General features: G+C 71.9%; 19 protein-coding genes. 12 read left to right on the top strand and 7 right to left on the bottom strand.

Annotated features, from left to right (window positions below; genetic code table 11):
• Positions 1-8: 8 nt before the first annotated feature.
• Both F9B98_RS12445 and F9B98_RS12440 read left to right on the top strand, forming a co-directional pair.
• Complete coding sequence (locus F9B98_RS12445) at positions 9-1,613, top strand: ATP-binding protein (protein ID WP_150957945.1); 1,605 nt, start codon at positions 9-11, stop codon at positions 1,611-1,613.
• Positions 1,610-2,293 carry a response regulator gene (locus tag F9B98_RS12440; RefSeq protein ID WP_150957943.1) on the top strand — a complete coding sequence of 228 codons (684 nt, stop codon included), beginning with the start codon at positions 1,610-1,612 and terminating at the stop codon, positions 2,291-2,293. The genes F9B98_RS12445 and F9B98_RS12440 overlap by 4 nt, the downstream gene beginning before the upstream one ends.
• Positions 2,294-2,417: 124 nt before the next feature.
• Here F9B98_RS12440 and ald read toward each other — a convergent pair whose 3' ends face one another.
• The gene (gene ald / locus F9B98_RS12435) at positions 2,418-3,503 is read right to left on the bottom strand and encodes an alanine dehydrogenase (RefSeq protein ID WP_150957941.1); all 1,086 of its coding nucleotides are present in this window, start codon (positions 3,501-3,503) and stop codon (positions 2,418-2,420) included.
• Between the two features lie 155 nt (positions 3,504-3,658).
• On the opposite strand from ald, the gene F9B98_RS12430 reads away from it, so the two are divergent.
• A complete protein-coding gene (locus tag F9B98_RS12430) occupies positions 3,659-4,132 on the top strand; it encodes an Lrp/AsnC family transcriptional regulator (protein WP_191966828.1) in 474 nt (157 codons plus the stop codon).
• 128 nt (positions 4,133-4,260) lie between these two features.
• On the opposite strand, the gene mmuM is transcribed toward F9B98_RS12430, so the two are convergent.
• The 5 genes from mmuM to F9B98_RS12405 all read right to left on the bottom strand — a co-directional run bounded on the left by mmuM (position 4,261) and on the right by F9B98_RS12405 (position 8,919).
• Positions 4,261-5,115 (bottom strand): homocysteine S-methyltransferase, encoded by an 855-nt coding sequence (mmuM, locus tag F9B98_RS12425; RefSeq protein ID WP_150957937.1) that lies wholly within the window; start codon positions 5,113-5,115, stop codon positions 4,261-4,263.
• Positions 5,112-5,618 carry a MarR family winged helix-turn-helix transcriptional regulator gene (locus tag F9B98_RS12420; RefSeq protein ID WP_150957935.1) on the bottom strand — a complete coding sequence of 169 codons (507 nt, stop codon included), beginning with the start codon at positions 5,616-5,618 and terminating at the stop codon, positions 5,112-5,114. The genes mmuM and F9B98_RS12420 overlap by 4 nt, the downstream gene beginning before the upstream one ends.
• A gap of 90 nt (positions 5,619-5,708) precedes the next feature.
• Positions 5,709-7,265, bottom strand: a complete 1,557-nt coding sequence (locus F9B98_RS12415) for a tripartite tricarboxylate transporter permease (RefSeq protein ID WP_150957933.1) — start codon at positions 7,263-7,265, stop codon at positions 5,709-5,711.
• Positions 7,253-7,894, bottom strand: coding sequence for a tripartite tricarboxylate transporter TctB family protein (locus tag F9B98_RS12410; protein WP_225310338.1), 642 nt, complete (start codon positions 7,892-7,894; stop codon positions 7,253-7,255). Before F9B98_RS12410 ends, F9B98_RS12415 begins: the two co-directional genes overlap by 13 nt.
• Positions 7,891-8,919, bottom strand: a complete 1,029-nt coding sequence (locus tag F9B98_RS12405) for a Bug family tripartite tricarboxylate transporter substrate binding protein (protein ID WP_150957931.1) — start codon at positions 8,917-8,919, stop codon at positions 7,891-7,893. Before F9B98_RS12405 ends, F9B98_RS12410 begins: the two co-directional genes overlap by 4 nt.
• Before the next feature lie 158 nt (positions 8,920-9,077).
• On the opposite strand from F9B98_RS12405, the gene F9B98_RS12400 reads away from it, so the two are divergent.
• Both F9B98_RS12400 and F9B98_RS12395 read left to right on the top strand, forming a co-directional pair.
• Positions 9,078-10,310 (top strand): ATP-binding protein, encoded by a 1,233-nt coding sequence (locus F9B98_RS12400; RefSeq protein WP_150957930.1) that lies wholly within the window; start codon positions 9,078-9,080, stop codon positions 10,308-10,310.
• Positions 10,307-11,020 carry a response regulator gene (locus F9B98_RS12395; RefSeq protein ID WP_225310337.1) on the top strand — a complete coding sequence of 238 codons (714 nt, stop codon included), beginning with the start codon at positions 10,307-10,309 and terminating at the stop codon, positions 11,018-11,020. Before F9B98_RS12400 ends, F9B98_RS12395 begins: the two co-directional genes overlap by 4 nt.
• Before the next feature lie 18 nt (positions 11,021-11,038).
• Here F9B98_RS12395 and F9B98_RS12390 read toward each other — a convergent pair whose 3' ends face one another.
• Entirely contained in the window at positions 11,039-12,040 is a 1,002-nt protein-coding gene (locus F9B98_RS12390; protein ID WP_150957928.1) for a LacI family DNA-binding transcriptional regulator, read from the bottom strand.
• Positions 12,041-12,224: 184 nt separating this feature from the next.
• On the opposite strand from F9B98_RS12390, the gene F9B98_RS12385 reads away from it, so the two are divergent.
• From F9B98_RS12385 to F9B98_RS12355, 7 genes are all read left to right on the top strand, one after another.
• The gene (locus tag F9B98_RS12385; protein ID WP_150957926.1) at positions 12,225-13,508 is read left to right on the top strand and encodes an extracellular solute-binding protein; all 1,284 of its coding nucleotides are present in this window, start codon (positions 12,225-12,227) and stop codon (positions 13,506-13,508) included.
• An 11-nt stretch (positions 13,509-13,519) separates the two neighbouring features.
• Entirely contained in the window at positions 13,520-14,533 is a 1,014-nt protein-coding gene (locus tag F9B98_RS12380; protein ID WP_150957924.1) for a carbohydrate ABC transporter permease, read from the top strand.
• Positions 14,530-15,414 (top strand): carbohydrate ABC transporter permease, encoded by an 885-nt coding sequence (locus F9B98_RS12375; protein ID WP_150957922.1) that lies wholly within the window; start codon positions 14,530-14,532, stop codon positions 15,412-15,414. The genes F9B98_RS12380 and F9B98_RS12375 overlap by 4 nt, the downstream gene beginning before the upstream one ends.
• 7 nt (positions 15,415-15,421) lie before the next feature.
• Positions 15,422-17,776 carry a beta-glucosidase gene (locus F9B98_RS12370; protein ID WP_150957920.1) on the top strand — a complete coding sequence of 785 codons (2,355 nt, stop codon included), beginning with the start codon at positions 15,422-15,424 and terminating at the stop codon, positions 17,774-17,776.
• 78 nt (positions 17,777-17,854) lie between these two features.
• A complete protein-coding gene (locus tag F9B98_RS12365) occupies positions 17,855-19,444 on the top strand; it encodes a deoxyguanosinetriphosphate triphosphohydrolase family protein (RefSeq protein ID WP_150957917.1) in 1,590 nt (529 codons plus the stop codon).
• 117 nt (positions 19,445-19,561) lie between these two features.
• Positions 19,562-19,981, top strand: coding sequence for a hypothetical protein (locus F9B98_RS12360; RefSeq protein ID WP_150957915.1), 420 nt, complete (start codon positions 19,562-19,564; stop codon positions 19,979-19,981).
• Positions 19,982-20,050: 69 nt separating this feature from the next.
• Positions 20,051-20,704 carry a hypothetical protein gene (locus tag F9B98_RS12355; RefSeq protein WP_150957914.1) on the top strand — a complete coding sequence of 218 codons (654 nt, stop codon included), beginning with the start codon at positions 20,051-20,053 and terminating at the stop codon, positions 20,702-20,704.
• Positions 20,705-20,852 lie beyond the last annotated feature (148 nt).

Here is a 20,852-nt window from a genome sequence, read left to right as displayed (position 1 = left end):
GCGGAGCGATGAGACTGAGCGTGGGCGGACGCCTGGCGTTGGTGTCGCTGGGCGTCGTCATCCTCGTCGCGGGCGTTCTGGCGGCGCTGCTGTCGCTGCAGTTAAGCGATTCGGGGCAGCGCGAGGCCGAGAAGGTGACGCGCTCGGTGGCCGAGACGCTCGCGCACGAACCCGATGTGGCCGCTCTCGTCGCGCAGCGCGATTCCGGCACCCTGCAGCCGATGGTCGAGCAGATCCTCTCCGACGCCGACCTGTCGTTCGTCACGATCATGACCCCCGACGGCATCCGCCTCACGCATCGCAACCGGTCGGAGATCGGCGAGCAGTACCTCGGCTCGCGCACCGAGGCGCTGGCCGGGCAGACCTACACGGAGGTCTACGAGGGCACCCTCGGCCCGTCGGTCCGCACCATCGCGCCGATCCGCGCCGGGGGCGAAGGAAACTCCGCCATCGTGGGCTTGGTGGCCGTCGGGGTGACCCTCGGCGCCGTGCAGCAGGACATCGCCGCTCGTGCGCCGCTGATCGTCCTGGCATCCGCCGTCATCGTGGGCCTGGGGGTGCTGGGCGCTCTGTACGTGAGACGGAGCGCCCGACGCGTCACCGGCTCGTATACGCCCGCCGAGCTGTCGCGTCTCGTCGAAAGCTACGAGACGGTTTTGCATTCGCTGCGCGAGGGGCTCGTCGTCACCGATCGCTCGGGGCGGATCGTGCTCTACAACGACGAGGCCGCCGACCTGCTGGGCCTGCCCCCGGCGACCAGCGGGCAGGTCTCGATCGACCCCCGCGAGATCGAGATGGATGCCGGCCTCGCCGAGGCCATCGCGACCGGTCGACGCATGGTCGAGGAGACCGTCGTCAACGGCGACCGCGTCCTGCTCGTCAATCAGGAGGAGGCACGCGACCTCTCGGGCCGTCGGGCACCCGAACGTGGCCGGGTCATGACCCTTCGCGACCGGTCGGAGCTGCAGGCGCTGCTCGGCGAGCTCGAGGGCGTCCGCACCCTCAGCGACACCCTTCGCTCGCAGACGCACGAGCACGGGAACCGCCTGCACGCCCTGCTGGCGCTGCTCGAGCTCGGGCGCGTCGACGAGGCCCGCCGACTGATCGTGGCCTCGACGGGCGACCGCCAGGAGCTCGCCGACCGCCTGGTATCGGACGACGAGGACGCCGTCGTGGTCGCTCTGCTGCTCGGCAAGCTCGACGAGGCCGCCGAGCGCGGGGTGCGCCTCGACCTCGACGTCGCCGAGCCGACGCCCGCGCTCCCCCTCGCCGTGGGCGAAGCGGTGACGGTGGTCGGGAACCTCGTCGACAACGCCCTGGATGCCGCGGCGGCCGGCGCCGACCCCCGCTGGGTGCGCGCGACGCTGCGCGAGGGCGGTGGCGATGTGGTGCTCGAGGTCTCGGACAGCGGAGCGGGCTTCGACCCCGCGCTCGTCGACCCCTTCGCGTTCGGCGCCTCCACCAAGCCCGCGCACTCCCCCGGCGGCCGGGGTGTCGGTCTCGCGCTCGTGCGCGACATCGTCGCCGCGCACGGCGGCACGCTGCAGGTGGTCGAGGGCCCCACCACCGTGCGCGTCTTCCTCCCCGCCGTCGCCGAGGCGGTGGTCCCGTGATCCGCGTGCTGGTCGTCGACGACGATGCGCTCGCCCTCGAACTGCACAGCGCGTACGTCGAGCGCGTGCCGGGGTTCGAGGTCGCGGGGCATGCATCCGGCGCACGCGCCGCCGTCACCGCCCTGGCCGACCCCGAGCGCCGGATCGATCTGGTGCTGCTCGACATGACCATGCCCGATGGTTCGGGCCTCGACGTCGCGCGACGGCTGCGAGCGACGGGCTCGCGCGTCGACATCATCGCGGTGACGGCGGTGCGCGATGCCGCCACCGTGCGCGCGGCCGTGTCGATCGGGGTGGTGCAGTACCTGATCAAGCCGTTCACGTTCGCGGCGTTCCGAGACCGCCTCGAGGCGTACCGCTCCTACGTCGAGGGGCTCGACCGCGCGGCCGGCGAAGCCACGCAGTCCGAGGTCGACGCCCTGTTCGGGTCGCTGCGCACGGTCAGCGCGCCGGACCTCCCCAAGGGCCTCAGTGACGAGACGCTGCACGCCGTCGCCGACCGCGTGCGCACCGCCGACGGGGCGGTGTCATCGACCGAGGTGGGCGAGAGCGAGGGCATGTCGCGCGTGACCGCCCGCCGCTACCTCGAGCACCTCGCCGACGTGGGACGCGTCCGCCGCGTCCCCCGCTACGGCGGCCAGGGCCGACCCGAGATCACCTACGCCTGGGTGCGCGGGTAGGGCCGGGCGTCGGCCGCCCGTTGAGTGTCCGAGACACCCGGACGTTTGGGAAAAGTGTCCGGGTGTTCCGGACACTCACGCGAGAGGTGGGCCGGGGGCACGGCATCCGGGATCGTGAACGGACTCAGAGGTCGAAGGCGGCGCGCACGCCCTCGTTCACGACGACGCCGGCGCGCACGTTCAGCCCCTTCGCCAGGGAGGGATCGGCGGATGCCGCGGCCTCCCAGCCCTGATCGGCGATGCGCGTGATGTACGGGAGGGTGGCGTTCGACAGCGCCCGGGTCGAGGTGTGCGGCACCGCGCCGGGCATGTTCGCGACGCAGTAGTACAGCGAGCCGTGCACGCGGAAGGTGGGCGCGTCGTGGGTGGTCGGGTGCGAGCCCTCGAAGCAGCCGCCCTGGTCGATCGCGATGTCGACGAGCACCGAGCCCGGCTTCATCGCGGCGACCATGTCGTCGGTGACGAGCTTCGGCGCTGCGGCGCCGGGGATGAGCACCGAGCCGATCACGAGGTCGGCGTCGGCGAGCTGCTCGGCGATCTCGAGACGGGTCGACGCGCGCGTCTCGATCGCACCGCCGAAGCGTTCCTCGAGCTGACGGAGCTTGGGCAGCGAGATGTCGACCACCGTCACGCGCGCGCCGAGTCCGAGGGCGTTGGCCGCGGCGTGCTCGCCCGCGACGCCGCCACCGATCACGACGACCTTCGCCCGCGGAGTGCCGGGGACGCCGCCGGGGAGCAGACCGCGACCGCCCGAGGCCCGGAGCAGGTGGTGGGCGCCCTCGATGATCGACAGGCGACCCGCGACCTCGCTCATCGGGGCCAGCAGGGGCAGCGCGCGGTCGGGCGTCTGGACGGTCTCGTAGGCCACGGCCGTGGTGCCCGCTGCCATCAGGGCATCGGTCAGCGGTCGGTCGGCGGCGAGGTGCAGGTAGGTGAAGAGGGTGAGGTCGCGGCGGAGGAAGCCGTACTCGGGGGCGATGGGTTCCTTCACCTTGACCAGCAGCTCGGCACGCGCCCAGGTCTCTTCGGCGGTGTCGACGATCTCCGCACCGGCCGCGCGGTACTGCTCGTCGGAGAAGCCGCTGCCCTCGCCCGCGCCCGCCTGCACGAAGACCTCGTGACCACGGTGGACGAGCGCATCGACGCCCGCGGGTGTCATGGCGACGCGGTTCTCGTTGTTCTTGATCTCGGTGGGCACGGAGACGCGCATGGGTTCCTCCTCGAGCGGATGAGCGTTGTCGAGAGGATCGCAGGAAAGATCATTTCCGTGGTGTTTCTCCGCAGATTCTTCGGCAAAATGCCCAACGAGAGCGATATCCTTGGATGCCGCGGGCGTCACGCCCCGTCCGACGCGAAGGATCTACGGTGCCCGACGACGACCTGCATCCCCTCGACCAGCGCATCATCGAGCTGCTGTCGGCCGACGCGCGGATGACGAACGCCGCCCTCGCCGAGGAGCTCGGGGTGGCGGCATCCACCGCTCATTCCCGCCTGCGGGGCCTTGTCGACCGCGGGCTGATCACCGGGTTCCACGCCGCCGTCGACCAGAGCCGTCTGGGACGGGGACTGCAGGCGATCGTCGGGGTGACCCTCCGCCCGGGGCAGCGGCAGGAGAGCATCCGCGCGTTCGCGCACGAGATCCGCCGTCACCCCGACGTGATCCAGTTGTTCTTCCTCGGCGGTGCCGACGACTTCCTCGTGCACATCGCCGTCGACGACTCCTCCGCCGTGCGCCGCTTCGTCGTCGATCACCTCTCGGCTCGGCACAGCGTCGCCTCGACGCGCACGAGCATCATCTTCGAATACCACCGCAATGCCCTGGCGGCGGACTTCGATTGAGCCGGGCTTCTCCTCATCGCGCGTGAGGTGCCAAGAATTGTCGCTTCGGCGCCCCCGGAAGCGACACTTCTTGGCGCCCCACGCGGGTCGGGCGGGGGCGGGGCGGGCGGATGGGGCGGGGCGCGCTGTCAGCGCACGGCGGCGGCGATCGCCGCGATGTCGGTGGGCGTCGACCGGCAGCAGCCGCCCACCAGGCGCGCGCCCGCGGCGACCCAACCGGGCGCGTCATCGGCGAGCGGGGCGGCGCCGCCGTGCCACGTGCGGGTCGCGGCATGCCACGTCTCGCCCGTGTTCGGGTAGACCACCAGCGGCAGGCCCGGGGCGGCAGCCAGGGCAGGCAGCACCGACGCGGGGGCGCAGCAGTTCACCCCCACGGCGACGACACCGGGAGCGGATGCCGCTGCACGCAGCGCCGCGGCGAGCGCCCCGGGCTCCGCGAAACCGGTGCTGTCGGCCGAAAGGCTGACGAACGCGGGCATCTCGAGCGCCGCGAGCTCGAGCGTGAGGGCCTCCACCTCCAGCGGAGAGGGGATCGTCTCGACCGCGAGCACGTCGGCTCCGGCACCCGCGAGCAGATCGAGGCGCCGGCGGTGGGCCTCGCGCAGCTCGGCGAGCGAGAGCCCGTATGCGCCGGTGTACTCGCTCCCGTCGGCGCGGAGCGCTCCGATCGGACCGACGGATGCCGCGACCACCACGTCGCCGGCGTCTCGCGCGACGGACACCGAACGGCGCAGGAGCGCCTCGACCTCGGCATCCGGGATCTCTCCCCCGAAGCCGATCTGGTACGACGCCGTGATCACGACCTCGGCGCCCGCGGCGACGAACTCGGCGTGTGCGGCGCGCACCTCGTCGGGGTCGTCGCGCAGCACCCGCGCCGACCACAGGGCGGAGGTGACGTCGTTGCCGCGCGCTTCGAGCAGCGTGCCGAGGCCGCCGTCGAGGACGACGGGGCGCTCGGTCAGAGCGGTGGCGAGGTCGATCACGCCTCGTGCGTCTCGCCCGCGGCGAGCACGCGCAGGGCGCTCGCGAGGAGGGCCTGATCTTGGCGGCTCACGTCGCGCAGGGCCTCGGCCTCGAGGCGGACGAGCTCGGTCATCGCGGCATCGACCCGCTCGATCCCCTCGGGGGTGATGGCGACGAGGATCGCGCGTCCGTCGGAGGGGTTGGGGCGGCGGTTGACGAGCCCGCGCTCGGCGAGCTTGTCGAGGCGGTTGGTCATGGCGGCGCTGCCGATCATCGTGGCGGTGATCAGGCGCGTCGCGCTGAGCTCGGTGCCGGCGCGGCGGAGCACGGCGAGCACGTCGAATTCCCACACGGCGATGTCGGCGCTCGCGAAGGCCTTGGCACGGAGCTTCGACAGGTGGAAGGCCGCGCGGCGCAGGCGCGACATCACATCGAGGGGCGTCAGATCGATGTCGGGCAGCAACTGCGACCAGGCGTCGATGAGGAGGTCGACCTCGTCGTCTTTACTGCTGGCGGTGGGCACACCTCGACGGTACCGGAGTGCGAGGGCGGTGCGGCCCGCGACGGGCGGTGCGGGCGTTTCGCGCGACGGCAGGCGTTGGCCCTGCGAACCTCAGCGACGGACGGCGGGCACCGGCTCGTCGCGGCGGGCCGCCTCGGCGATGCGCTCACGACGCGCATGACGGGCATGCTGCAGCACGCTCACCGTGACGATGACGGCCAGCAGGGCGTACAGCGCGATCGTCAGCGGCGAGGCGACGAGGATCGACGGGTCGCCCTCCGACACGGCGAGCGCGCGGCGCAGCTGCGTCTCGGCCATCGGCCCGAGGATCGCGGCGATGAGCACCGGAGCCAGGGGCAGAGAGAACCGGCGCATCACGAAGCCGACCACGCCGATCGCGACGGCCAGCCACAGGTCGACCACTCGGGAGGCGATGGCGTAGACGCCGAGCATCGCGACCACCGTGATGCCCGCGTACAGGTAGTGGCGCGGGATGAGCAGCAGCTTCGCCCAGACGGCGGCGAAGGGCAGGTTGATGATCAGCAGGATGATGAGCCCGAGGAACAGGCTCGCCAGCAGCGGCCACACGAGATCGCCGGAGCGCTCGAACAGCAGCGGACCCGGCTGCATGCCGTACTGCTGGAAGGCGGCGATCATCATCGCGGCCGTCGCCGAGGTGGGCAGGCCGAGCCCCAGCAGGGCGCCCATGGCCGAGCCCGCGGTCGCGTTGCCCGCGGCCTCGGGGGCGGCGACGCCCTGGATCGCTCCGCGCGAGCCGAAGTCCGTGTCGCCGCGGCGGCGGGCCAGACGCTTCTCGGTGCCGTAGGCGAGGAAGGTGGGAACCTCGGAGCCACCGACGGGGATCGCCCCGAAGGGCACGCCGAACGCGGTGCCGCGCAGGAACGCGGGGAGGGCCTGACGCCACTCACGCTTCGACAGCAGCGGCGAGCCGCTGGGGGCGACGAGTTCGCCGGGGCCGCCGGCACGACGGATGTGCGACGAGACGTGCAGCACCTCGCCGATCGCGAGCAGACCCACGGTGATGACGATGATGGAGATGCCGTCGAAGAACACCGGGCTGCCGCCGGTGAAGCGCTCGGCGCCCGTCATCCCGTCGATGCCGACGAGGGCGAGGGCGAAACCGAGGCCCAGTGCCACGAGTCCGCGGACGATCGAGTCGGCGACGACGGCCGAGATCGCGACGAACGCGAAGACGGCGAGGGCGAAGTACTCGGCCGGGCCGAAGACCTTGGCGAGCTCGACGATGTAGGGCGCGAAGAACACCACCAGCACGCACGCGATGGTTCCGCCGATGAACGCGCCGATCGCCGAGGTGCCCAGGGCCTTGGCCGCCCGGCCGCTCTTGGCCATCCGATGCCCCTCGAAGGTCGTCGCGATCGCCGAGGAATTGCCGGGGGTGTTGAGCAGGATGCCGGCCGTGGAGTCGCCGAAGAGCCCGCCGAAGTAGATGCTCGCGAACATGATGAACGCGCCGGTGGGGTCGAGGCTGAAGGTGACCGGCAGCAGCAGAGCGACGGCCATCGCCGACCCCAGGCCGGGCAGCACGCCCACGGCCGTGCCGAGGACGGCGCCGATGACGAGGAACAGCAGGTTCTGCGGCGTGAAGGCGACCGCGAACCCGTCGGCGAGGTTGATCAATTGATCCACGGCGAGAGTCCTTCCAGGATGCCGGCGGGAAGCGACAGGCCCAGGCCCGCGCCGAAGGCGAGTTGCACGAGCGAGGACACGATGACCGAGACGCCGATGTCGAGCAGGGGTCGGCGGCTGCCGAACGCCCACGACAGCACCCAGAACAGCGCGGCGGCCGAGATGAGCCAGCCGAGCACGGGCAGCGCGACGATGAAGACGGCGAGGGCCGCCACCGTGATGCCGAGCGTGCGCCAGTCGATCGCCGCGGGCTTTGCCGAGGACGCGACGTCTTCGGGAGAGACGACGCGGATCTCTCCGGTCGCATCGATCGCGCCGAGGTCTTCGAGCATCTCGTTCGAGATCTCGACGGGGTCGTCGGCGACGTGCGAGCGGCGTGTCGTGCGCAGCACCTCGACCAGCAGTCCGACTCCCGCGAGCCACAGGAAGCCGCTCACGAGCATCGGGAAGAACTGCGGACCGGGGAAGGCGACGTCGGCGGGGACGCGCATCGTCACGGTGCCGTAGGTCATGAACGCCGCGAGCACGAACACGCCCGCGACGACCACCAGCTCGCTTCGACCGGTGTACCAACGCGGCGTGCGCTGGACGCGCAACGACCCCGTGGTGAGGGTGGACGGTTCGGTCACAGACCCAGCTCCTTCATGATCGCGGTCGTGCGTTCGGTCTCGGCCGAGAGGTAGGCGGCGAACTCCTCGCCGGCCAAGAAGCTGTCCTGCCAGCTGTTGCGGGCGAGCACTTCCTTCCACGCGTCGGTCTCGCGCATCTCGGATGCCATGGCCACCAGCTCCGCGTGCACCTCGTCGTCGATGCCCGGAGGCGCCACGAGCCCGCGCCAGTTCGACATCGCGACCTCGACGCCCTGCTCGCGGAAGGTGGGCACGGCGACGTCGTCGAGCGGCTCTTCGGACGACAGGGCGAGGGCACGGAGGTTGCCCGACTCGATCTGGTCGCGGAAGTCGTTGTAGCCCGAGAGACCCGCCTGGGTGGTGTGGGACAGGAGCGAAGTGACGACCTCGCCGCCGCCCGGGTAGGCGAGGTAGTTCACGCGCTGCGGGTCGATCCCTCCCTGCTGGGCGAGCATGCCCGCGAGCAGGTGGTCGATGCCGCCGAGCGAGCCGCCCGCGATCGCGGTGCCCTCGGGGTTGGCGAGGAACGCCTGCATGAAGTCGTCGAGGGTCTGGAACGGCGAATCGCCCGGGACGACGAGGACGTTGTAGTCGTCGGCGAGACGCACGATGGGTCGGACGTCCTCCAGGCTCACGGGCGAGCGGTTGACGATGACCCCTCCGACCATCACGCCCCCGGTGACGAGCATGATGTCGTGCCGATCGCCCATCTCGGCGACCGCGCCGAGGCCGATCGTGCCGGCGGCGCCCGGGATGTTCATCACCTGAACGGCTCCCGCGATCCCCTCCTCGCGCATCACCTGCTGCGCCTCGCGTCCGAAGGTGTCCCACCCGCCGCCCGGTGCGGCCGGGGCGACGATCGTGAGCTTCGTGCGGGGGTTGGCCACGCCGCCCGTCGCCGCGGCGCTCACGCCCGCCGTCACGAACAGGGCCGCGGCGACGACACCGACGATCGCGCCCGCGATGCGGCGGCGTCGAGGTGAGCGCGCGGGCTGTGCCGCCTCTGCTGGCGTCGGATCGTGCATCAAGCCCTCCCGGGACATCGTCGTTGCCGGATGAGAAGCTAGGTTGTCAGCGCCTCTCCCCCGGGGGCGCGTTCGGAGGGCTTTGCGCTCTTTGATGCTCACGACGTTCCGCTCCCGGCGAGCAGCCGAGACGAACCACCCGGCACGAGGAGGTGCCCATGTCGACCGTCCGCCCCGAGCGCGCTCCGGTGCGCGTGCGCCTGGCCGTGCTGCTGGCCCTGCAGTGCGCCGTCGTGCTGGTGTGCGTGCTGGCCACCACCCTCGTCGCGGTCCGGGTGCAGGAGCGCAGCATCCGCGCCGCGACCGAGGAGCGCGTGCTCGATGTCGCCCGGAGCCTCGTCGAGCTCGATCAGGTGCAGCGCGCCGTGCTGCTCGACGCCGACGCCGCCACCGCGGAGCTGCAACCCCTCGCCGACGTCGTGGCCGCGGCATCCGGGGTCGACTACGTCGTCGTGACGGACGCGCGCGGCATCCGGCTCACCCACCCCAACCCCGCCGAGCGCGGGCGGAGCGTCTCGACCGATGCCACGGCCGTGCTGGCGGGCGAGACGTTCCTCGGCACCGAGACCGGCACGATCGGTCCAAGCCTTCGCGCGAAGGTCCCGGTGCGCGCGGGCGACGCGTCGGTCATCGGCACGGCGTCGGTCGGCGTCCTCGAATCCGAGATCTCGGGCAGCTACGAAGAGGCCCTCGGCGGGTTGCTGCCGTGGGTGGCCGGATCGATCGTGCTCGGCGTCGTGCTGAGCGGTGCTCTGACCGCAGCCCTGCGGCGACGCGTCCGGCGGCTCGAGGCCGACGCGCGCGAACTCGAGACGCAGCGGCGCATCTCCGGCGCCCTCCGCGACCAGACGCACGAGTTCCACACGCGGCTGCACGTGATCCGGGGGCTGGTCGCCGAGGGCGAGACCGGCGAGGCGCTGACCTATATCGGGGGCCTGGCGCCCGTGGCATCCGGCCTGTCGATCGACGACCCGGCGCTGCGCGCCCTCCTCGAGGGGCTGTCGAGCGAGCACCCGGGGCTGCGCGTCGACCCGGCGAGCCTCGTGCCCCGCGGCGCGATCGACGACGACGTGCTCACGGTCGTCGGCAACCTCGTGCGCAACGCCGCCGAAGCCGCGGGGGCCGGGGGACGCATCGACGTGCTCGTGCTCGCGGGAGACGAGCGCCTCACGATCGACGTCGCCGATGACGGACCGGGGGTCGCGCCCGCCGACCTCGCGCGGATCTTCGACCGCGGCTTCAGCTCGAAGGGCTCCGCGGGCCGAGGCGTCGGGCTCGACCTCGTGCGGCGCGTCATCGGGGCGCGCGACGGCTCGATCACCGTCGGAACGTCCCCCCTCGGCGGGGCGCGCTTCACCGTCGACCTGCCGAATGCGGGGGTGCCGGCGTGATCCCGGATGCCGTGATCCGCACGATCATCGTCGACGACGACCCCGCGGTGGTGCGGCTGCACACCGCCTACCTCGAGTCGCTGCCCGGGTTCCGGCTCGTCGGAACGGCGCGGTCGGGGGCTGCGGGAGCGGCGCTGGCGACGGGGACCGACGTCGACCTCGTGCTGCTGGACATGAACCTGCCGGACTTCAGCGGCGTCGAGGTGCTGCACCGGCTGCGGCTCGTGCGGGAGTGGGCCGTCGACGTGCTCGTCATCAGCTCCGCGCGCGACACCCTCACCATCCGGCAGGCGGCTGCCGCTCACGTGGTCGGCTACCTCGCCAAGCCCTTCACCCGCGAGGCGTTCGTGCGTCGCCTCGAGGAGTACCGCATCGGCCGCGCCTCCCGCCCCGCCGAAGTGCCCGTGAGCATGGGCCAGGGCGATATCGACCGACTCGTCGGGCCCGTGACCGCTCCGGTTCGCGCGGTGCCGGCATCCACCGCTCTCCTGCCCAAGGGCCTCGCCGAGTCGACCATGCACACCATCCGCGCCGCTCTCCACCCCGTGACCCCGGCGAGCGCCCGCGACATCGCCGCCGCGTCGGGGGCTTCGCGCGCCACCGTGCGGCGGTACCTCGACGTGCTCGTGGCGCGCGGCGAGGTCGACGTGTCGCACCGCTTCGGGGCTCGGGGACGGCCCGAGGTGCTCTACCGGCTCGCCACGCGCTGAGCGGGCGCTCGCCCGAGGTCAGCGCGAGCGCGGCGGCGCGGTCGTCCCGCGCGCGACGAGGCGCGTCGGCAGTTCGATGTGCGTCTCGGTCAGGGTCTCGCCCGCGAGCAGCGCCAGCACCATCCGCACGGCCTCCGCGCCGAGGCGCTTCATGGGCTGACGGATGGTGGTCAGGGCGGGCTGCGCGCGAGCGGCCTCGGGAACGTCGTCGAAGCCGACCACGGACAGGTCGTCGGGCACGCGCAGCCCGCGCGCTGCGGCGACCTCGATGATCGACAGCGCCGAGAGGTCGTTGGCGGCGAACACCGCGGTGGGCGGGTCGTCGAGCGCGAGCATGGCCTCGGCGGCCTCGCGGGCGACGTCCTGCTCGTAGCGACCGACGCCGACCAGCGCCGGGTCGAACGCGATGTCGGCGGCCGCGAGGCCGGCGCGGTATCCCGAGGCCCGCGCGACGGCGGAACGCAGATCCGGCCGCCCCGCGATGAACCCGATCCGCCGATGACCGAGCTGCACGAGGTAGTGCACCGCCTGCTGCGCGCCGGTGTAGCTGTCGGATTCGACGGTCGGCAGGTCTCCCCGGCCCGTGTGCGGATCGATCGCCACGATGGGCACCTCGCCCGAGACGCCGACGACCGTGGGGGTGACGATGATCGCGGCGTCGATGAGCGTGCCGCTCAGCCGACTGAGCGAGCGGCGCTCCCACCCCTCGCCGTCTCGGCGCGCGCCGGTATAGGCGAGAAGGTCGTATCCGGTGTCGGAGAGCGCTCCCCCGACCCCCTTGAGGATCTCGGCCGAGAACGGCTCGATGTCGGCGACGAGCACCCCGATGACGCCGGTCCGGCGCGAGCGCATGCTGCTGGCGACGAGGCTCGACTCGTACCCGAGGGTCTTCACGGCGTCCAGTACCCGACCCACCGTCTCGGGCGACACCCCGTAGCGCCCGTTCACCGCTTTCGACACCGTGGCCACCGAGACCCCGGCCGCCGCGGCGACGTCGTGGATTGTCGCGCGTCTGGTCATGGCATCCGACCCTAGCGTGGAAATCATTTTCGAAAACGTTTGACGACCTCTTCACCCCCGGGTGACACTGCTCACACCTCGGCGGGCAGCAGACCCCGAGAAGCGCACGAAGGAACGACCGGCAGAGCAGCCGAACAACCGACGCGCCCCGCGGCGCACCTCGACGAAGAGAAACGGGCATCACATGAACACGCGCAAGATCCTCGCCGGAGCGGCCCTCGCCGTCGCCGGGACCCTCGCCCTCGGCGGTTGCGCCGCGGGCGGCGGCGGGCAGAACGCCGACGGCTCGGTCACACTGACGCTGTGGCACAACTCGACCACCGGTGACGGCAAGAAGTACTGGGAGGACACCGCGGCGGCGTTCGAGGCGGCCAACCCCGGCGTCACGATCGACATCCAGTCCCTGCAGAACGAGGAGATGGACGGCAAGCTCCAGACCGCCCTCAACGCCGGCGACGCCCCCGACCTGTTCATGGCCCGCGGCGGCGGCAAGCTCGCCGACATCGTCGCAGCCGGCCAGGCGATGGATCTCACCGACAAGATCTCCGCGGATGCCAAGACCGCCCTCGGCACCTCGCTCGGGGCCTTCGAGGTCGACGGCAAGAACTACGGCATGCCCGTGGCCGTGCTCCCCTCGGGCATCTTCACCTCGCAGGACCTGTTGACCGCGGCCGGCGTCACCGCCGCCCCCGCCACGATCGACGAACTCCAGGCGGCCGACGCGAAGATCCGCGCCACCGGCGTCGCCCCGATCGCGGTCGGCGCCAAGGACGCCTGGCCGGCCGCGCACTGGTACTACAACTTCGCGCTCCGCGCCTGCTCGAAGGACGTCCTCGACGAGGCGGCCCAGAGCCGCAGCTTCGACGACCCGTGCTGGCTGCAGGCGGGAGAGAACCTCGAGTCGTTCCTGCAGACGCAGCCCTTCAACGACGGCTTCCTCACCACCGCCGCCCAGCAGGGCGCCGGCTCGTCGGCGGGTCTGCTCGCCAACCACCAGGCCGCCATGGAGCTCATGGGCGCGTGGAACCCCGGTGTGATTGCCTCGCTCACCCCCGACGAGCAGCCGCTCGCCGACCTCGGCTGGTTCCCCTTCCCCGAGGTGCCGGGCGGCAAGGGAGAGAAGGGCGCCATCATGGGCGGCGTCGACGGCTACTCGTGCTGGGTCAACGCCCCCGCGCAGTGCACCGACTTCCTGAACTTCCTCGTGACCAAGGAGAACCAGGAAGCGTACGCCGCGGCCTTCCAGACCATCCCCGCCTCCAGCGAGGCGACGGATGCCGTGACCACGCCCGCCCTGCAGTCCGCGCTGAAGGCGTACACCGACGCCCCCTACGTCTCGGTCTGGCTCGACACCCTGTACGGGCAGAACGTCGGCAACGCCCTGAACGTCGCCGTGGTGGATCTGTTCGCCGGCAAGGGCAGCCCGCAGGGCATCGTCGACGCCGTCAACGCCGCCGCCTCCCGCTGAGGCCGACTCCCATGACCACCCACCTGGCCGCTTCGGCGACCGACACCGGGTCTCGCCGCCCGGCCGAGGAGGGCGCCACGCGCACCCCCTCGGCCGGGCGGCCGCCCGCTCGGCGTCGGCTCGAGAACTGGCGCATCCGCGGCGAACTCGCGATCCTCCTGGGCCCCGCGCTCGTGGTGTTCGTCTCGTTCGTCATCCTCCCCGTCGCCCTGGCCGCCTATTACGGCTTCTACAAGTGGTCGGGCTTCGGCACCCCCGTCGATTTCGTCGGCCTCCGCAACTACGTCACGATCCTCACCGACCCCGCCTTCCACGAGGCCCTCGGGCACAACGCGTTCATCGTCATCGGCTCGCTCGTGCTGCAGGGACCGCTCGCGCTCGGCCTCTCGCTCCTGCTGAACCGCAAGATGCGGGCGCAATCGCTCATCCGCGTGCTGATCTTCGTGCCCTACGTCATCTCCGAGGTCGTCGTCGGTCTGGGCTGGGGCCTCATGCTCCAGTCGGGTGGCGCGGTCAACGGGGCTCTGGAGAAGATCGGGCTCGGCGCCCTCCGCGCCGACTGGATCTCCGACCCCGCGTTGGCGATCTGGACGCTGCTGATCATCATCACCTGGAAGTACATCGGCTTCGCGGTGATCCTCTTCCTCGCAGGTCTCCAGGGCATCCCCGAGGAGCTCAGTGAGGCCGCGGCCATCGACGGCGCCTCCTACTGGCAGATTCAACGGCACATCGTGCTGCCGCTCATGGGCCCGACGATCCGCATCTGGGCGTTCCTGTCGATCATCGGCTCGCTGCAGTTGTTCGACCTCGTCTGGATCATCTGGGGCCAGTACGTCGCCTCGACCGCCGGCACCTCGACGATGGCCACCTACATGGTCGCCAACGGCCGCAACGCCGGCAGCTTCGGCTACGGCAGCGCCGTGGCCGTGGTGATGTTCCTCATCTCGCTCGCCGTGGCCCTCGTCTATCAGCGCTTCGTGCTGCGGCGCGACACCGACGGCGCCCTCACGGGAGGTTCGAAATGACCGCCACCGCCACCCTCATCGCCCCGAAGGCCCCGCGCTCGGTGCGGCGCGCCCCCGCGGGCTCCAAGCGCTCGACCGGCGTCGTCGTCGGCTTCGTCGCCCTGCTGCTGATCGGCATGATGCTGGCGCCGGTCGTCTTCATCATCCTGGGCGGCTTCCGCTCCAACGCCGAGATCACCGTCGATCCCTCGGGCTTTCCGACCACCTGGAACTGGCAGAACTACGCCGACGTGCTGGCGAGCCCCGTCTTCTGGGGCCAGGTCGGCAACTCCGCGATCGCGGCGATCGCCACCACGGTGTTCGTCGTCGCCCTCGGCCTCATGGCCGCCTACGCTCTGGCGCGCTACCGCTTCCGCGGCCGCGGTGCGGTGTTCGCGCTTTTCACCGCGGGGCTGATGTTCCCGATGACGGTGGCCATCACGCCGCTGTACATCCTCGTCCGGGGCCTCGGCCTGATGAACTCGCTCGCCGGCGTCATCGTCCCGCAGATCGCCTTCGCCCTTCCGCTGACGATCATCATCCTGTCGCCGTTCCTCGCCGCCATCCCGAAAGAGCTGCAGGAGGCCGCCTCCATCGACGGCCTCGGCCGCCTCGGGTTCTTCTGGCGCATGGTGCTGCCCCTCGCGGTCCCCGCGGTCGTGACGGTCGGCATCCTGGCCTTCGTGAACAGCTGGAACTCGTACATGCTGCCGCTGTTCATCCTCAACAACGAGGCCGCCTTCACGCTGCCGCTGGGCACCCAGGCGTTCGCCTCGCAGTACTCCGTCGACACCGCGCGAGTGCTCGCTTTCACCTCGCTGTCGATGATCCCCGCTCTGCTGTTCTTCAGCGTCTTCGAGCGCCGGATCGTCGGTGGCCTCACCGGTGCCGTGAAGGGCTGATCCGACCATGACCATCCAGAACACCGACGTCGGTGCTGCCCGCACGCCGGGGGTCTCGCCCCGCGTGAGCGCCCTCGTGGCCGACATGACCCTGGACGAGAAGCTCGCGCAGCTCGTCGGCTACTGGGTCGACCAGGGCGACGAGGTCGTCGCCCCGCTCTCGGGCGAGAAGGTCACCTCGACCGCCTACGCCGAGGCCACCGCGCACGGTCTCGGCCACCTCACGCGCGTCTACGGCACGCGGCCCGTCGACCCCGTCGAGCGCGCCGCCTGGCTCTGGGGCGAGCAGCGTCGCCTGCAGACCGAGACGCGCCTCGGCATCCCGGCCCTCGTCCACGAGGAGTGCCTGACCGGCTTCGCGGCGTGGAAGGCCGCGACCTTCCCCACGCCTCTGGCCTGGGGCGCCTCTTTCGATCCGGATGCCGTGAAGCTCATGGCATCCGCGATCGGTCGCTCGATGCGCGAGGTCGGCGTGCACCAGGGGCTCGCTCCGGTGCTGGACGTCGTGCGCGATGCGCGGTGGGGGCGCGTCGACGAGTGCATCGCCGAGGACCCCTACGTCGTGGGGACCATCGGCACGGCCTACGTCCGTGGACTGCAGGAGGCCGGCGTGCATGCCACGCTCAAGCACTTCGTCGGCTACTCCGCCTCGCGGGCCGGACGCAACCACGCCCCCGTCTCGGCGGGTCAGCGCGAGCTGCAGGACGTCTTCCTGCCCCCGTTCGAGATGGCCGTGCGCGACGGCGGCGTGCGCAGCGTCATGAACTCGTACACCGAGATCGACGGGGTGCCCGTGGCCTCGAATCCGGAGCTGCTGACCGACCTGCTCCGCCGGCGCTGGGGCTTCGACGGAACGGTCGTCTCCGACTACTTCGCCGTCGAGTTCCTACGGTCCATGCACGGGGTCGCCGCCGACCGCGGCGAGGCCGCCCAGCTCGCTCTCGAGGCGGGGATCGACGTCGAGCTTCCGGGGCCCGACGCCTACCCGCAGCTGGCCGAGCGGGTGGCATCCGGGGCCCTCCCCGAAGCCGTCGTCGACCGCGCCGTCGCACGCGTGCTCGCCGAGAAAGAAGACCTCGGGCTGCTGGATGCCGATTTCTCCGACGCCCCGACCGCGGTCGACCTCGATGACACCGAGCACCGGGCACTGGCCCGCCGCCTCGCCGAGAAGTCGGTCGTGCTGCTGCGCAACGACGGGGTGCTGCCGCTCACCGCCCCCGGCCGCATCGCGGTGATCGGTCCCAACGCCGACAGCACCGACGCCCTCATGGGGTGCTATTCGTTCGCGAACCACGTACTCGCGCACCACCCGAGCTTCCCGCTCGGCTTCTCACTGCCGACCGTCCGCGAGGCGCTCGTCGAGAAGTTCGGCGAGGTCTCGTACGCTGTCGGCTGCGCGGTGGAGGGCACGGATGTATCGGGCCTGGATGCCGCGGCCGCCACCGCCCGAGACGCCGACGTCGCGATCGTCGTCGTCGGAGACCGCGCCGGTCTCTTCGGACGCGGAACCGTCGGCGAGGGCAACGACGCCGACTCCCTCGACCTGCCGGGAGTCCAGCGCCAACTCGTCGAGGCGGTCGTGTCGACGGGGACACCGGTGGTGCTCGTGCTCCTGACCGGACGGCCCTACGCACTGGACTGGGCGCTCGACACCGCGAGTGGTCCCGCGGCCGTGCTGCAGGCGTTCTTCCCCGGGGAAGAGGGCGCTCCCGCCCTCGCCGCGCTTCTGGCGGGGGATGCCACCCCCTCGGGGCGCCTGCCCGTCTCGCTCCCCCGCTCCGCCGGGGCGCAGCCGTACTCGTACCTGCACCCCCTGCTCGGCGGCCCCTCGGGGGTCACGAGCACCGACCCGACTCCGGTGCGGCCCTTCGGGTTCGGGTTGTCGTACACCTCGTTCGCGCGCGGCGGGCTGACGGTCGACGGGGTCACGGGGACCGGAACCGCCGTCGGCGCCGGTGTGCCGGCCTCCGGAACCTCCGCCGAGGTGCGCGCCGGCGACGCGTTCACCGTGTCACTGCGGGTGGAGAACACCGGAGCCCGGCGCGGCGCCGACGTCGTGCAGATCTACGCGCACCGGCCGGTCGCGAGCGTCACGCGCCCCGTCGCGCAGCTCGTGGCGTACGCGCGCGTCGAGCTCGGGCCCGGAGAGAGCGCCCACGTGCGCTTCACCGTGCCGGCCTCGCGGCTCGCCTACAGCGACCGGGCCATGCGCCGCGTCGTCGAGCCCGGAGAAGTCGAGCTGCGGCTCGGGCCCTCGTGCACCGAGGTCGACGAGACGGTCGCGCTGCGGATCACCGGCCCGACGTACGAGCTGGGCGGCGACGACGCGCGGGTGGTCGAGGTCGAGGTGCGGCGGGGCTGAGCGGGCCCGGCCCGCGGCGCTGATCTTCCACGTTGGCGTTAGCGTGGATCCACGCCATCGACGCCGCGGAAGGACCCGATGACACTGCACGACGAGACCGCTCCCCCAGCCACCGAGGCGCGCGCCACAGCGCCCGGTGGCCCGGCGCCCGACGCCGAGCCGACGCGTCCCCACCACGACGGGGTCGTGGGCAACCCAGCATCCCGGATCCATCCCGATCACGACGACGCTCGCGCCGACCCGTGGTCGATCGATCTCGAGCGCATCCAGTTCTCGCCGTATTTCTCGCGGCTCTCGGCCGTGACGCAGGTCGTCTCGCCCTCCATCGGCGGGGCGCCGGTCCACAACCGCCTGACGCACACGCTCAAGGTCAGCGCGATCGCGCGCGTGGTCGCCTTGCAGTTGAACACCCGCTCGCGGCAAGCCAGCGAGGGCGACGTCTGCAATGCCACGGTCGTCGAGGCCGCCGCGTACGCGCACGACCTCGGCCACCCACCCTTCGGGCACCTCGGCGAGTCCACCCTCGACCGCCTCGCCCGCGAAGAGCTGGGTCTGCCCGACGGCTTCGAGGGCAACGCGCAGACGTATCGCATCCTGACCGCGCTCGACGTCGTCGAGAACGCTCCGCGCGGGCTCAACTTGACCGCCGCCGTCCGGGCGGCCTCGGCGAAGTACCCCTGGGCGCCTTCGGTCGACGCGGCCGACGTCGAGCAGATCGGGCCGCCCCGCGGCATCCGTCGCTCCTCCGACGGCGCGTATCGGGTGCACAAGTACTCGGCCTACGACATCGACCTCGCCGATCTCGTCGAGGCCCGACAGGGGGTGGATGCCGAGCCCCTGCGCCAGAGCATCGAAGGCGCCGTCATGGACCTCGCCGACGACATCGCGTACTCGGTGCACGACGTCGACGACTTCTACCGCGCGGGAATTCTCGATCACGCGCCCATCGCCGCGGAGTTCCGCGGGTGGCTCGACGACGTGCTCGAGTGGCGCGACCGCGACGACGCCGAGGTCCGCGCCGAGCTCATGCCCGGGGCCGGCCTCGAGCGACTGCGCCGCAAGATGCGGCGCGACGACCCGTGGATCGCCGACGACGAGGCCTTCCTCGCCGCCGTCAGCGACGTGGATGCCGAGATGGTCACCGATCTGCTCGCGCGCCCGTTCGACGGGTCGCTGACGGCCGAACGGCGGCTCGCGGCGTTCACCGATCGCTGGATCCGCCGGTTCCAGGAGTCGGCGCGCCTGCGTCCCCTCGACACCCCGCGGGCCGGCCCCGTGGTGCTCTCGCCCTGGGCCTGGCACCACGTCGAGGTGCTGAAATTCGTGCACAAGCGGTTCGTGCTCAGCCGCCCCGACCTCGCGATCCAGCAGCGGGGCATGAGCCGCATCCTCGCGCGATCGGTGCGCGCGCTCGGCGAGTGGCTCGACGACGACCTCGATCGCGCCCGCACCCCGCGGCGCCTGCGCGAGCTCATCGCCCTGGCCCGCGAGCAGTACGCGTCCCTGCCCGCCGAGCGTCGCCCCTCGGACGCCGAGGCCGAGACGCTCGCGCGCTCCCGCGGAATCGTGGACTACGTGGCATCCCTCACCGACTCGCAGGCGTTCGCGCTGTCGGAGGCGATCTCGGGGCGCGCCGATCGGCTGTGGGCGCTGGGGCAGCGACTGTAGTCCGGTCTGGGGCGCGGGTTTCCGTTCGGGGCGGGACATTCTGCGCCGCGAGCGGACGAACGCGCCCCGAACCCGCGAATCCTTGCCCCCGGCGGGCCGCTTCCCTACCGTGGGGTGATGAGACGCCGCACCGTCGCCGCCCTTCTCGCCGTCACGGCATCGCTACTCGCGGGGTGCACGAGCGGCGGGCCCACCCTCGGGGGATCCGCCGAACACGATGCGATCTTCTCTCGCGAGCAGACGCCGAAGGATCGCCTGCCCGACGACGTCATGCCGCTCTGGGACGCGAGCACCAGCCGGTACGTCGGCGAGGACTCGGGCGGCGACCACTACTGGGCGGCCCAAGACGGCGCGCGGCACGTCTGCATCGTCGCTCGGGCGGCTGATTCCGTGGCCTCATACACGGCCAGCTGTGGGGGCGGCAGCATCTCGCTGACCATCGGCAACGTGAAGGTCGAGTTCGCGTCGGCGCCGCAGGACCTCACGGCAGAGAACGCGGAGCTCATCGGAGACACCCTGCTCGTGCGGCGCCCCTGAGCCGCCGCCGCTCCTTCGCCTTCCGGCCAGCGCGGTGACACCCGCCGACGACTCCGTCACCATGGAGGCATGCAGTCCGCCCACCCCGTTCCCGGTGATCCCTGGCCGCACGAGATGCTCCTGTCGATCCAGGACAGCCCGCATGAGGCGTTCGAGATGCTATGGGTGCGCGAAGCCTACGGACTCGAGGTCTCGGGGGACGTTCCGCCGCCCGTGCTCGACACCCCCGCGCCGGCAGCGCGGACCCTCGACCGGAGCGAACGCGCCCGGTGGGAAACAGCCTGGACCGCTCTGTGGGCACCGGTCATCGCACACGCGGGGCGCCCGACCGACTCTGCCGCGATGGACCGCCTCATGCGGTCGGATCTCGACGCGGAGGAGCGCGCGACCCTGCTCGCCGAGGTGAGCGGCCCGTCGTGGCGCGACGAGTTCGGCGACGACGTGTTCGACGACCCCTCGTACCGCGACGCTCAGGAGCGCGCCTTTGCCGCCCGGCGTACGGCTCGTCCCCACGCGTTCGCCGAGATACCCGAGCGGCGCGACGTCGAGGCCCTCGTCCCCGCGTGGCGCAGGGGCCTGGTCCAGATCGTCGTCCTCCCGTGCCGCGGGGCGTACGTCCGCACCCTCGGGGCGGCGGGCCTGCTCGTCACCCCTGAGATCCGCGCCGACTCCGCCGCTTACCGCGCGGCCCTGGCCTCATTCGCGCCGACGCCGCCGTCCTGAGCGGCCGCCGCGTGCCGGGGCGCCGGCGCCCTGGCATCCATGTCCCGAGAAGTGCGGGCTCAACCCGGCCCAGGCCGCACAACGTGGGACACGCCTCCACCGAAACCCGGACACAGCACTCAGCACCGGATGCCACAACGCCCACGTG

This window comes from Microbacterium testaceum StLB037, assembly GCF_008763945.1.
Lineage (GTDB): Bacteria > Actinomycetota > Actinomycetes > Actinomycetales > Microbacteriaceae > Microbacterium > Microbacterium testaceum_G.
Note: the sequence above shows the minus strand (reverse complement) of the source record. Positions and strands in the feature narration are given on the sequence as shown.

What these genes read in the sequence shown, in the direction of transcription:
- F9B98_RS12445 (WP_150957945.1), top strand. Translation starts at nt 9, where the DNA reads ATGAGACTGAGCGTGGGCGGACGCCTGGCGTTGGTGTCGCTGGGCGTC.
- ald (WP_150957941.1), bottom strand. Translation starts at nt 3,503, where the DNA reads ATGCGCGTCTCCGTGCCCACCGAGATCAAGAACAACGAGAACCGCGTC.
- F9B98_RS12405 (WP_150957931.1), bottom strand. Translation starts at nt 8,919, where the DNA reads ATGCACGATCCGACGCCAGCAGAGGCGGCACAGCCCGCGCGCTCACCT.
- F9B98_RS12400 (WP_150957930.1), top strand. Translation starts at nt 9,078, where the DNA reads ATGTCGACCGTCCGCCCCGAGCGCGCTCCGGTGCGCGTGCGCCTGGCC.
- F9B98_RS12390 (WP_150957928.1), bottom strand. Translation starts at nt 12,040, where the DNA reads ATGACCAGACGCGCGACAATCCACGACGTCGCCGCGGCGGCCGGGGTC.
- F9B98_RS12385 (WP_150957926.1), top strand. Translation starts at nt 12,225, where the DNA reads ATGAACACGCGCAAGATCCTCGCCGGAGCGGCCCTCGCCGTCGCCGGG.
- F9B98_RS12380 (WP_150957924.1), top strand. Translation starts at nt 13,520, where the DNA reads ATGACCACCCACCTGGCCGCTTCGGCGACCGACACCGGGTCTCGCCGC.
- F9B98_RS12375 (WP_150957922.1), top strand. Translation starts at nt 14,530, where the DNA reads ATGACCGCCACCGCCACCCTCATCGCCCCGAAGGCCCCGCGCTCGGTG.
- F9B98_RS12370 (WP_150957920.1), top strand. Translation starts at nt 15,422, where the DNA reads ATGACCATCCAGAACACCGACGTCGGTGCTGCCCGCACGCCGGGGGTC.
- F9B98_RS12365 (WP_150957917.1), top strand. Translation starts at nt 17,855, where the DNA reads ATGACACTGCACGACGAGACCGCTCCCCCAGCCACCGAGGCGCGCGCC.
- F9B98_RS12360 (WP_150957915.1), top strand. Translation starts at nt 19,562, where the DNA reads ATGAGACGCCGCACCGTCGCCGCCCTTCTCGCCGTCACGGCATCGCTA.
- F9B98_RS12355 (WP_150957914.1), top strand. Translation starts at nt 20,051, where the DNA reads ATGCAGTCCGCCCACCCCGTTCCCGGTGATCCCTGGCCGCACGAGATG.